The 11,637-nt window shown below is 52.2% G+C and carries 11 protein-coding genes and 1 pseudogene; 4 read left to right on the top strand and 8 right to left on the bottom strand.

Translation table 11 applies throughout. The features are described 5' to 3' along the window. Positions 1-190: 190 nt before the first annotated feature. The 3 genes and pseudogenes from ACFPB1_RS27030 to ACFPB1_RS27020 all read right to left on the bottom strand — a co-directional run. Positions 191-419 (bottom strand): annotated as a pseudogene (locus ACFPB1_RS27030) (IS3 family transposase); the annotation flags it as partial. A 629-nt stretch (positions 420-1,048) separates the two neighbouring features. Continuing rightward, positions 1,049-2,011, bottom strand: a complete 963-nt coding sequence (locus ACFPB1_RS27025; protein ID WP_379229313.1) for an alpha/beta hydrolase family protein — start codon at positions 2,009-2,011, stop codon at positions 1,049-1,051. Between the two features lie 97 nt (positions 2,012-2,108). Then, positions 2,109-3,035, bottom strand: coding sequence for an alpha/beta hydrolase family protein (locus ACFPB1_RS27020; RefSeq protein ID WP_379229312.1), 927 nt, complete (start codon positions 3,033-3,035; stop codon positions 2,109-2,111). A gap of 107 nt (positions 3,036-3,142) precedes the next feature. Here ACFPB1_RS27020 and ACFPB1_RS27015 point away from each other — a divergent pair, with 107 nt between their 5' ends. Both ACFPB1_RS27015 and msrA read left to right on the top strand, forming a co-directional pair. Continuing rightward, complete coding sequence (locus ACFPB1_RS27015; RefSeq protein WP_379229311.1) at positions 3,143-3,598, top strand: MarR family winged helix-turn-helix transcriptional regulator; 456 nt, start codon at positions 3,143-3,145, stop codon at positions 3,596-3,598. Positions 3,599-3,743: 145 nt separating this feature from the next. Next, on the top strand, positions 3,744-4,277 hold the full coding sequence (msrA, locus tag ACFPB1_RS27010) for a peptide-methionine (S)-S-oxide reductase MsrA (RefSeq protein WP_379229310.1): 534 nt from the start codon (positions 3,744-3,746) through the stop codon (positions 4,275-4,277). 150 nt (positions 4,278-4,427) lie between these two features. Here the strand turns inward: msrA and ACFPB1_RS27005 are convergent, their stop codons facing one another. Further along, positions 4,428-5,036 carry a nitroreductase family protein gene (locus tag ACFPB1_RS27005; RefSeq protein WP_379229309.1) on the bottom strand — a complete coding sequence of 203 codons (609 nt, stop codon included), beginning with the start codon at positions 5,034-5,036 and terminating at the stop codon, positions 4,428-4,430. A 32-nt stretch (positions 5,037-5,068) separates the two neighbouring features. After that, positions 5,069-5,698: a peroxiredoxin-like family protein gene (locus ACFPB1_RS27000; protein WP_379229307.1), complete on the bottom strand. Its 630-nt coding sequence runs from the start codon at positions 5,696-5,698 to the stop codon at positions 5,069-5,071. A gap of 288 nt (positions 5,699-5,986) precedes the next feature. On the opposite strand from ACFPB1_RS27000, the gene ACFPB1_RS26995 reads away from it, so the two are divergent. After that, positions 5,987-6,136 (top strand): hypothetical protein, encoded by a 150-nt coding sequence (locus tag ACFPB1_RS26995; RefSeq protein ID WP_379229305.1) that lies wholly within the window; start codon positions 5,987-5,989, stop codon positions 6,134-6,136. 564 nt (positions 6,137-6,700) lie between these two features. Here ACFPB1_RS26995 and ACFPB1_RS26990 read toward each other — a convergent pair. The 3 genes from ACFPB1_RS26990 to ACFPB1_RS26980 form a co-directional block, all read right to left on the bottom strand. Beyond that, positions 6,701-7,195, bottom strand: coding sequence for an NUDIX hydrolase (locus ACFPB1_RS26990; protein WP_379229304.1), 495 nt, complete (start codon positions 7,193-7,195; stop codon positions 6,701-6,703). Between the two features lie 87 nt (positions 7,196-7,282). Beyond that, a complete protein-coding gene (locus tag ACFPB1_RS26985; RefSeq protein ID WP_379229303.1) occupies positions 7,283-8,269 on the bottom strand; it encodes a LacI family DNA-binding transcriptional regulator in 987 nt (328 codons plus the stop codon). A 28-nt stretch (positions 8,270-8,297) separates the two neighbouring features. After that, positions 8,298-10,760 (bottom strand): GH116 family glycosyl hydrolase, encoded by a 2,463-nt coding sequence (locus tag ACFPB1_RS26980; RefSeq protein WP_379229302.1) that lies wholly within the window; start codon positions 10,758-10,760, stop codon positions 8,298-8,300. Positions 10,761-11,212: 452 nt separating this feature from the next. Here ACFPB1_RS26980 and ACFPB1_RS26975 point away from each other — a divergent pair, with 452 nt between their 5' ends. Further along, the gene (locus ACFPB1_RS26975; protein WP_379229301.1) at positions 11,213-11,437 is read left to right on the top strand and encodes a hypothetical protein; all 225 of its coding nucleotides are present in this window, start codon (positions 11,213-11,215) and stop codon (positions 11,435-11,437) included. Positions 11,438-11,637 lie beyond the last annotated feature (200 nt).

The raw sequence follows: 11,637 nt of genomic DNA, 5'->3' as shown, positions 1-11,637 counted from the left end.
TGTGTTCTCCTTGGTTTGTTTTTGGGATCCGTTCAGCCGGCCAGCGTCGTGGACCCCTTAACATCATACCAAGGAGTCTTTTTATTTCTCAAACCTCGTATTTCTTCATAATAGGAATGCTGTCCGTTAGCATAATCACATGTCGCTTTGGACCTTTGTCAATAAATTTAGACACAACAAATCGAGAAAATTACGCCTTTGTTAGGAATGTATGTTCGTATTTATTGGGCGAGAGATACCCTATGAAAGAAATGGATCCTTTTCCCATTGTAGAAACAAGTAATATATTCAAAGATCTTGGCCTTTGCCTCAGCTCTTGTTTTGAACTTGTTCAGGTAGATCAGTTCTTTCGTTAGCACGCTATGGAAGGACTCCATACAAGCATTGTCGTAGCAATTGCCCTTACGACTCATACTGCCCTTCATTTTATAGTGGCGGAGTCGCTCCTGGAATGGTTGATGCATATTGGCTGCCGCGATCAGAGTACTGGCCAAGTAAAGCCAGCCTTCGTCCGTCGGAATATAGGGTAATATCCGCCATCCAAGTCTGATTCGGTTTTTCTGAACGCCGTTCACTTTTGAGAATGGCGTTTTTTGTTGAACTTAGAAAAGTGGCTATCGTTGAACGAAACGAAGGTTGACATACATACGGGCAAATCAGGACATATGTCGGTTGATAAGATCATTGTCCGAATGAAGTCCACCTAAAACGCGGGCTTTTTTAGTTATCGGATCAAGTTCTTGTCATTTGGCATGACAAGAACTTGATCCGATTCCCAAGATTTGCGATACAGTGAGATCGTAACTCAAATAATTCACTAATAATTGCCTTAACGAGATTCATTATATGTTCACTATACATAAGTACCCTTTTTCAGTATACAACTCCGCTAAACTGCCCCGTTACTTCAACGGAAATAGGGAGAAACTGCCGCGGTAGTCCTCCCTGAGATCCCTTTAAGCTCAAACAATTTCCTTTCTACGTTGAGCTACATGAGTCGCACCCTTTGATCCTAATCAGGAATGAGTGCATAGGCTTCTTAAAAGCTTCATTTGCATTCGATCATACCAAGCGGATTAGGCGTATCCATCAACGCGGCGCACGCTGCGGGCCAAGCGGGGTCTTCGGGGTAAAGCGCGGTGCGGAGATAGGACCAGACGAGCGCACGCAGCGCAGCCACGCGTTCGGGATCTTCGTCGGTCGTTTCCTTCGCGTCGTACGCCGCCACCCCGCCTAGCCCGTGCTCCGCTCCGAACAGCGTCAGCAGGCATTTGGGGCCGGGGCTCAGGACATACGCATCGGAACGCCAATCCTTGCGATCGGAAAAGGCGGGGTTCCAGTCGTGCTCGCCAACGACGATGAGGGCTGGCGTTGTCATTGTGGCGAAGCTCGTTGTCCTCAAGACCGGGTAGTGCTCCGTCGCGTACACGGCGAGGTCCTCGCCTCTGCCTGGCGCAGCCAGGAGGACGCCCGCCTTGATCCGAGGGTCGGCCAGATTCACTTCCGTCCCGTCTGCCGGATCAGTCACACCCTGACCACACAACATGCCTACCGTATGCCCGCCCATGGAATGCCCGACTGCGGCGATCCGGCTCCGGTCTAAGCGCCCGCCGAGCCCTGGGACAGCAGCCTCGATGTGGTCGAGGTGATCGAGAATATCGCGCATGTCCTCGGCTCGGAACCGCCAAAACAACGGTGCCTCCGGGTGATCCGATTCACGCAGGCCCAGCGCCTTCGAGTCCAAATGAGTAGGCTGAATCACGACGAAGCCGTGAGCGGCCCAGAAGTTGGCGAGAGGCGCGTAGCCGTGCAGCGAAGAGATGAAGTTCGATGGCCCATGGCCATGCGACAGCAGAATCACGGGCAGGTTACTCCCCATCGACGGCGCGGAGACCTTGATCTGCAAATCCGTCATCCGCCCCGGGACCGGCAGCACTACGGGGCTGAAGGTGATAACCGGAGTGGGCTCGTTAACTGGTATACCGGCAGCTTCAGGGAACGGTTTGCTCATGGAATGCGTTCCTCTTGGGTTCGACTGCATTCGTAACACTCTCCTTTTTTAGAACCATCCTTTTTGGGGGATGGTCCCTGCTTTGAGATCGGTTGGATCAATCTTGCTTGGATTCAATCCGGCCCAACGGATGGGGGCTCTCCTCCAGCGCTTTGCGGGCTTCCAGCCAGCTGGAATTGTCGAGGTCGAGCGCATCGCGAAGGTACGACCACGTGAGCTGCCGGAGAAAAGCAACGCGTTCGGGGTTCTCGTCCGTCGTTTCCGCTGCGTGATACCCGGAGATGCCGCCCAGCATATGTTCGGCCCCGAATAGGGTGAGCAGGCTCTTGCTGCCCGGGCTCAGGAAGTAGGGATCAGTGAACCAGTCCGGCCCCCGAGTGGACAAGCGGGATTGGTCATGATCCCCCGCGACCACAAGTGTCGGCGTCCGCATAGCAGAGAAGCTCGGATTCATGAATGGAAAGTGCTCTGCCGCGAACGGACTCAAGTCAGCTCCGCCAAGGCCGGTCGTGGACAGCAATAAGCCCGCCCTGATCCGCGAGTCAGACATGTCCTCTCCCGGTTCACCATGGGCATCGAGGACCCGTGCGCCAAGCAGCATGCTCACCGTTTGGCCTCCCCAGGAGTGTCCAGCCGCGGCGATGCGGCTTCGGTCGAGACGACCGCTGAGGCCTGGAACGGCAGCTTCAATACGATCAAGCTGGTCCAGGATGAGCTTCAAGTCTTCGACGCGGAAACGCCAGATCAACGGTGTACGGGAATCGTCGGGAGGAAGATTCAGCGTCCTCGAGTCGAGATGGGTAGGTTGGATGACCACAAAGCCGTGAGCAGCCCAGTAGTCGACTAGCGGCGCGTAGCCGTCCATCGACCAGCCAAAGCCGTGCGAGAAAATAATCATGGGCAATTGGCTGCCTGCCGCTGGCGCCGATACCCGCACTTGCAGGTCTTCCCCTCGGTCCGGGGCTGACAGCACGATCGGCTTAAACGAGATAACGGGCATAGACGTACTTACATTCATTTTCATCATAGCTGTTCCTTTCTTGGACCTCTCCACATCAGTTGGTTGACATATCAACCATAAGAAAAGGTACCACATTGAAGTTGATACGTCAACCATGCTAAGATGATGACATGGAGAACAGCACACTTAACGAAGAAGAAATTCAATTATGGTATAAGTGGAAAGGCGCCTTTCACAACATCTTCGGCCGCGTAGTCAAAGAGTTGTCCGAGCACACGGGACTATCCGAGGGGGATTATGGCGTATTGGACCGGTTAGACCTTCTCGGGAACGGCAGCCTTCGCCAGCAAGAGCTGACCGAATCCATGGACTGGGATAAGAGTCGATTGTCGCATCATCTGACGCGGATGGAGAAACGCAAGCTAGTGATGCGGAGGCCGCTGGACACGGATCGCGGCGTGCAGGTCATCATCACCCCCATTGGCAAATCAGCCTTAGATGAGGCCCGTCCCATCGTCTCCACGGCCATCCGCAAGCATTTTCTGGATCACTTAACCGCTCAAGACGCGGAGTCGATTACGAAGCTGGCCGAACGAACAAAAAAAGGCGCCGGCAGCATCTCATAATGCCCCGGCGTATCAGATGTGGATAATTTCCGTTGAGGTTTCAGTCAGGCATACCGCGGGTATAATGGTTGATGGTTTCCGCAACCCTCACGTCATGGGGAGCGAGGCCACAGCAACTACCCCGATCAGATTGAGGAGGTAAACCATGCATGAGCGCGCAGTACTCGCCGGGGGATGCTTCTGGGGAATGCAGGACTTAATCCGCAAGCTTCCCGGCGTCGTCTCGACTCGCGTCGGCTATACCGGAGGCGACACTCCGAACGCGACTTACCGCAACCATGGCACGCATGCGGAGGCGATCGAAATCGTCTTCGATACCGAGGAGACGAGCTACCGTCGCATTCTGGAGTATTTCTTTCAGATCCACGATCCTACGACGCGGAACCGTCAAGGCAACGATATCGGCACCAGCTACCGTTCGGCGATCTACTATGCGAGCGACGAGCAGCGACAGGTGGCGGAGGAGACGATCGCCGACGTGAACGCGTCGGGTTTGTGGCCGGGCAAGGTCGTCACCGAAGTATCGCCAGTCGGCGACTTCTGGGAAGCCGAGCCGGAGCACCAGGACTATCTGGAACGCTACCCGCACGGCTACACCTGCCACTTCCCTCGCCCTGACTGGGTTCTTCCCCGGCGCGAGGCCGGCGGCGAGTCCACGCCAACTCCCGTTCATGAATAAAGGATTGTGGTCGTTACACAAGCGACCGTCAGGTTAACTGGCACGCTGATGACCTCTGAATGCGCAGGGGTCGTCTTTTTTTATCTCGACCGACATCATGGGTCGGGGATAAACAAAGAGACTGTCATTAAGACAGCCCCCGAATGGATGTTATTTAAACACTTTTATCCGTTCTTGCAGCGGACTAAATTGTTTTTCGCCTGCTGAGGCGGTTGGTTTCCCGAATGGCATTTGGGCGATCAGTTTCCAGCTTTCCGGCAGGTCCCATGCTGTCCTGACCCGCTCGTCAATCAATGGATTGTAATGCTGCAGGTTGACACCCAGCCCTTCAGCCTCCAGCGCCATCCAGATCACCAATTGGTGCATGCCGTTTGTATGTTGCGACCAGATCGGGAACTGTTCTCGGTAAGTCGGGAATTTGTTCTGGTAGCTTTCAATGATGTACTGATCTTCGAAGTACAGCACGGTTCCGTAGCCATTACGAAATCCATTCATCTTTTCCCGCGTAGAAGCGAAGGTTTCGGCAGGAACGGTTGCTTGAAGAACTTCGGTCGTGATATCCCATAACCTGTTATGTTGTTCGCCCAAAAGCAGCACGATACGGGTCGTTTGATTATTGAACGCCGATGGCGTATGTTTCACGGTTTCCTCGATGATGTCTTGAATCCGTTGATCCGAAACCGGTGATGCATTGCTAATGCCATAAATAGAGCGCCGTTCGCGCAATGCCGTGAATAAATTTTTCGCCGAGGTTTGCATATTCAATCTCTCCTTGCCCTATTTTTCCTTCCTCATAAAGACCTGACGATGTCCAAAGCTTCCGACGGCTCCATTCTCGTTCTGTGGTTAATATCCGATACGCCAGCGATGATTCGGCCGCTTTGATCGATGACATACGTCGCAGGGACGGGCAGTTCAAACGAATCGTCTCCGTTTATATCCGGTAACATGCTTAATCGCTCATGCATGAATTCGGGGAGTTTATATTTCAAATGATACAGTTCCGCCACTTTATTTTGACGGTCGCTCAAGACCATAAAGCTCAGTTCCAGCTTTTCTTGTTGTGATAAAGAATGATCCGGCGTCTGAGGACTGATCGCGATCAGTTGGGCGCCCGCGGACTTAATATCGCCCATGATGCGATCGTAGGCTTTTAATTGCAAATTACAAAATGGACACCATTCTCCTCTATAAAAAATGAGAATGACCGGTCCCTTCTTCAACTCCTCCGATAACGTGATCCATTTGCCAGTCGCGTCTTCCAATGTGAAATCCGGTGCCGTCTCCCCGATGTCTAGTCCCTTGCCTGCCCCTTGGTCACGAAGGTACTGTAGGTATTCCCCAAAAACAGCAGCGGCATGCGAATTGTTTGCGCTTAGATTCGCCTGAACTTCCAACGCAGCTTTCAATGTTGGTTTCATCCCTAATTGCTCCTTCCTTTTTTAGCGTTGCTTAGCAACCAGCATAACAAGGATTCAATCTTGGTTCAGTAAGCTCGTTTACAGATATCATGAGGGAATTCGGTTATACAGGATGGCTCTGTTAAAGGGAAGCGTCAATCAACCTCACCTTATCATCAGGTTGAAGGCTGATTGACGCTTCTCTTCTGTTCACTCTACATCCCGTATGAGGCGGTTGTTTTTCTGCCCATCTGCCCAGAAACTAAATTGAAATGGGGAATACAGTGTCTAGAAAGGAGTGAATATGGAGTGAAAAAGAAACGGAAAATAGGAAGCGGCAGAAACAGAGATGTCTATGAGCTATCAAATCACTCTGTTCTTAAAGTTGCTAAGTCAAAAAGGGGGATTGACAATAACAAGACCGAAGTCAAAATTTATAAAAATACAAAAAAAAAATAAGGAAACATCTTGGTCGTATCAAAAAGTATGCTTCCAATTTTAAGTGGATCGAGATGAAAAAATACAAGCGTAATTTCCGTCATACAAAGATAAATTTGAGGAGACTTAAAAAATTACAAAGGAAATTTAGAAAGCATGGTGTTAAAGCGCTCGATATTTTGACTAAACATCACAAGGCGCAGCGTAGAAATTTAGCGATAGTCAATAACAAACGCATTGTGGTCATTGATTATGGAAAGTTTAAATTGCGTCGAAAAAAACGATGATCTTCCCTGCCCGTACCATCTGGACGATACCTTAATGGATGCTGGCTTTACTACCGCCGTCTGGAACAGGGCACAAGAAAAAAAGCCGCGGGGCAATGCCGCGGCCATGAATCTTCATCACGTTTCGGATAGGATGCTTACATAGAAATCAACCTTCCTAGTCGGACTCGCCGCTAAGGGGCTCCATGATCCGCTCAACGCTTGGCCCGGAGACGCAGGCGCGCACCGTAAACAAAAACTCATCCGTATACCGGCCGTCCCAAGGTCTGCGAATGTGCTCGCTATCGCTTCGCATGATTTAGAATCTGTAATCGTATGAGCTGCTTGCAACAGGAATCGTCCTAGTACGTATCCAATTTACAGCCTGCACTACGAGGGGCGACGAATTGTCAGACGTGACTTGATCAAGATCGAGCCACATCGCCTCGTTTGAATCTTGCCCTTCAAACGATTCAATGGGATGAGCCAGCTCCTGCGAATCAACATCGACTTCATATAAAAGCGCAATATGATGCAAATTTTTCACTGTATGACCATCTCGTACTGTCCACGTCACCGTAAAATCGCAAGCCCCAATAGGATTAATCTGTCGAACCGTATACCCCGTTTCTTCTCGGAATTCTCTTGTGATTCCTTGTTCGAGGGTTTCCATCCGCTCTAACTGCCCGCCGGGCAAATCATATTTTCCTGTGTAAGGGCCTAGGATCTTGCGAATCACGATCATACGGTTATCGGCTGCGCAAATGCCGTAAACCCCCATATGCCGATAAAAATTGTCTTTGCTATCTGCCACTCTCCCGTTCCCCCTCCTGAAGCAGCGATATAGAATCCGTGATATCGAATTGTGGATAGACCCTACATCGAAGGGTCTATCCATGGATTATGGCTCATGCAGTTTAGCCGGGATAATCACCTTCCCGCCGAGCGCATTCCCCTTGATCGCTTCGATCAAAAAGCGCACTGCCAGCTGTCCCACTTCCGCTCGGGGAATATGTATGGTAGCTGCCAGCGCCGCGATCTCCTCATGTCCGCGGATATTGTCGCAGCCGATCAACTCCACGTCCCTTCCCAGCACCAGACCTAAGTCGCGAATCGCCTGAATGGCGCCATAGGCCGCACGATCGCTGACCGCGAAAACGGCAGTCGGCCGATCCGGCAGCTCCATCAAATATTTCATCTCCAGATAGCCCTTGATATACCTTCGGTCCATGTTAGGCGATATGAGTTCGGGTACGATCGGCAGGCCATGCTCCATCAGAGCAGCGCAATAGCCTGCGTACCGGTCCACTAGAGGCTTGTACTTCGCCGGTCCGCTGATGAAGCCTATCCTGCGATGGCCCCGCTCGATCAAGTATTGCGTTGCCAAGTTCCCCGCCCCGTAATGATCGGAATGAATCGAGAGTACATCGCCCTTGTGGGAGTAGTTGTCGACCAGCACCAAGGGCGTCTGATATTGCTGCAGCCGGGCGATCATCGAATCGGTAATTAATCCGCCCCCAACCGCGATCAGGCCGGCAGCATTCACGAGCCACTCCTGCGGTTCCGCATGCTCTCGCACGAAGGTCAGCATGATCTCGTGCCCGAGTAATCTGCTTTCGCCTTCGATAGCCTGAATGATCTCTCGATTGTACGGGTCTTCAATCAACGATGCGGTTTCTTCGATGAGCAAGCGGATCAAAGGTCTCCCGCCCGATTGGGCCAATTCATGGCTGCGTTCGGCATACACCTTGCGGATAGCTTGTCGCGTCTCTTCGGAAAAACTGCCTTTATTGTTCAGTACCAGGGAAACCGTCGCAGGCGAAAACCCCGTTTGATCCGCGATTTCCTTGATCGACGGCCTTTTTTTTCCCTCTGTGTTGCCGTTCATGGCCCACCTCTTTCGATGCGACGAAATCTTACTTCACGAGCCGCACATGATCGATGCGAACGTGGCCAGACATCATCTCGAAGAACGGTGCGCCGTTCTGGATGCCGGCGACTCCGTATCCCTCGGCCGTGCATAGAAAGCTCCGATAATCCCCTTCCACTTTCGGTGCAAAATATAGGGTTCGGTCACAGGCATCATAGCGAATGCCGCTCCACCCTTGGATCAAGCCGAACGATGCCATGGCCCTCGCGTACCACTGTCCGCACTCATACTCGTTAAACGGGTTGCGTACACGTCCGTCATACCGGGAACGGCACGTACGTACGATGTCCAGCCCTTCCTCTACGCAGCCGAGGGACAGCAGGTGGGAAGCCACTTGGTATTCGATCCCCGTCCACACCTCGTTGCTATAGACGAACGGCAAGGCGAGCTCGCCTCCTTTGGGCCAAGTGCAGAGCAGCAAGCCGCCTTCATTGCCAAGCGCATAGCCTGGCCGTTGTGGATTGGAGTGCTCGCTTAAATCATGCCGCATATTGTAGCGGTATACGCTGAGCAGATGACTTCTGACCTTGTCGCGGTCGAGGATTTCCCCTAACCCGCACATCTCGGCCATCCAGGCTCCAATAATACCATCTGCCAGGCAGCCCTTGCCATACTGATACTTCGGTCCTTGTTGCTGCAGCAGCTCCACGGCTTCCGGCGAATAATCGATATTCCAGTTTTGCAACGTTACCGGCGAGGGATGACGCAGCCCCTCCCAAATCATCTTTTGTTCGAAATACTCCCCATTGTAAAGCTCATGCTCTAAATAATGGCGGCCATCACTGTATAGTTGATCGTACTTGACAGACGATTCGCCCAAGGCTCTGGCAATCAAAGAGGCAGCCTTCAGCGCGCCTAGGTAGATCGAGGTGCACATGCCGTCCGGTCCCCAAAATTCGATGTCGTAGGTGTTGTGATGAGGTTCGATGAGGATACCCAAGCCGTCAGGATCCCAGGTGTTGATGCAGTAGCTTAGACTGTCTTTCGCTTTGGGCCATAAACGCTTAAGCCATTCCGTGTCCCCGCTGATCCGCCACTCGCGATACAGCTTCATGATGCCGCCGAGTTGTCCGTCGCTGGCCGCATGAAATCCGTGATCTGCGCTTTGGATAGGAAGAGGGATCCTGAAGTTCTGATGACCGCGTTCATCCTGCCCCTCGTGGAATTCGGTCTGGCGGAAACCGCGTTCGAGCTCGGGAAACAAAATCGGGATCGACTGCGCATAGTTGTATACATGCGTACAGGAGCCATGACAGCAGCCGCCGAGGTCCAAGCAGCCTTCCCATCCCCACAGCCTGCCATCCGTCTGCCTCAGAATGGTCGGGGACTTAAGGATCGATAAATTTGCAGCCACGGCTTCCTTGATCTCGGCTGGCAGCGTGGTGCTGTCGAAGCAATCACGAAAATCAGCACTCCCCTTCCGCAGCCGGTCGTATTCTCGTTCCCAGTAATCCGCAACTTCGTCAATTGCCGCGAAGCGTCCCGCATACCAAGGCTTATGATATTCAGGAATGGCTCGTTGGTCGACAGGCTCTTTTGGAACGCCTTCCTGTAGATTCGTCTCGGGTACATACCACGATAGTCTCAATCGTACGGTCTTGCGCTCTCCGGGCTGAAGGTTCAGGGGGACGTACAAGCTGGCACCGGGACTCGGCTTGTTATCGCCGACGGGCGGCTTCTCTACATATCGTCCCGCCGCAACAGCGTTCCATACCATGGACATAGAGTCAAACCAGCCGCCTCTGAACCAGGCGCAGTCTACGATCGTCTGCGGTTGATCCGTAGCGGCGCTGAATGCTCCCTGTACCCAAGGCTTATCGTCCGCAGGCGGTTGCTCTAGGATAAATCCATTCGTCGTTCGGCGCACGGTGTGGCTTCCCTCTCTAGGAATGTTCAACATGCCCTTCTCGCTTGCAGCAGCCATAATATGAGCGGTGTGATACGAATAAACAAGCTCGATAGATTCCTCCGACGTATTTACGAACGTATATTCCAATCCGGCTGCCGGCAAACTGGAATCATCCGCATGCAGCGGTATAAACGGACTCCACCCGGTGACGATCACCTCTACCGGAATCTTGGGATCGTGGAGCTCTACTTTTCCAAATGGAAATCGTCCCTCGAACGTACTCTCGGCGAACCTAGCGAGTCCGTAGTGCTTACCCTCACTTCCGGTGCCTGTACCGCCGCGGACAAAGACCTTCCATGACGGCACCGGGCCCTCTAGTACTTTGGCTGATAGACCGCCTTTGTGTTTGACGCTTAAGGCAGAGAACATCAGCGGTTCATTCCTGAGATCCGGCGTGCTGCGCAGGGAAAAATGCGAAAAGGCTCCCGTGCCCTCTAAGCAAAACATGCCGGAACCCAGTCCTCCAAGCGGAAAAGCCACACGTGAATTGAAGCTGCCCGTATAAGCTGCATTCATGGTCCGTTGCTGCATATCGTTCATTTACGCTTCCTCCTTCTTGTGTGAATACCACTACATTATACCCCCGTTAATAAAATTGGTAAATTTAATATAATGATATTTACTTATTTTAATAATGTAGGATGAGATAGAGAGACGGACTGCATGAAGGCCAGCGCCGGCGACCGGAAAGCCTTATATCGGGAATCTAGAATTTCCAAGATTTCAACGGAAGACCTGGTGTCGGGACTTTCGATGAGCAAATCGACCCTAACTTCCCGCGCAAAGAAGAACTGCTCGATGCGGTCATCGTTTCGTTTTATCAGTCGCAGGCTGCTGCTATCGGGGAGATCGTTCGCGACCCGGAGCACGGCATTGAGCAGAAAATCTGATCATTCCTCGGCATCATCGCCGGCAAGCTTTCCATTATCAAGACGGAGGCGCTAGATGACCTCAAGCGGACCATGCCGGATGCTTACGGGAAGTTGATGGAATTGCGGAAGAAGGTGATTGTCGAGCAGCTGGCGCTGTTGTTTCAGGAAGGGATCCAGAGCGGATATTTTCGGAGCGATATAGAGACAGGGTTTGTCGTGAGCGTCTTCCTCGCGGCCATCGAAACGTTGGCCAAACCGGACTATCTGGTTCAGTCCCCGTATGCCTATGAAACCTTGGTTCAGCAGGTGTTTACCCTGCTTATTGAAGGAGTGCATTCGAAGTGAGAGAAAGGAGAGCTCCGGCGCTTCGAGCGCGCAGACTCTCCCTTCGACCTGCCACCTGTACGGCGCCGGAAACGAGTCTGTAAAATACTTTGTGTAAACTCTCAAACCTACTAAAATGAAAGTAATAGAAAGGTTGGGGAGCACACATGGGATTATGGACGAAAGAGCAGCTGCGAGCATTCATTAAGGAGAACAAGCTA

Source organism: Paenibacillus sp. GCM10023250 (genome assembly GCF_042653205.1).
GTDB lineage: Bacteria > Bacillota > Bacilli > Paenibacillales > Paenibacillaceae > Paenibacillus_Z.
This window is presented reverse-complemented; position numbering and strand designations above follow the sequence as displayed.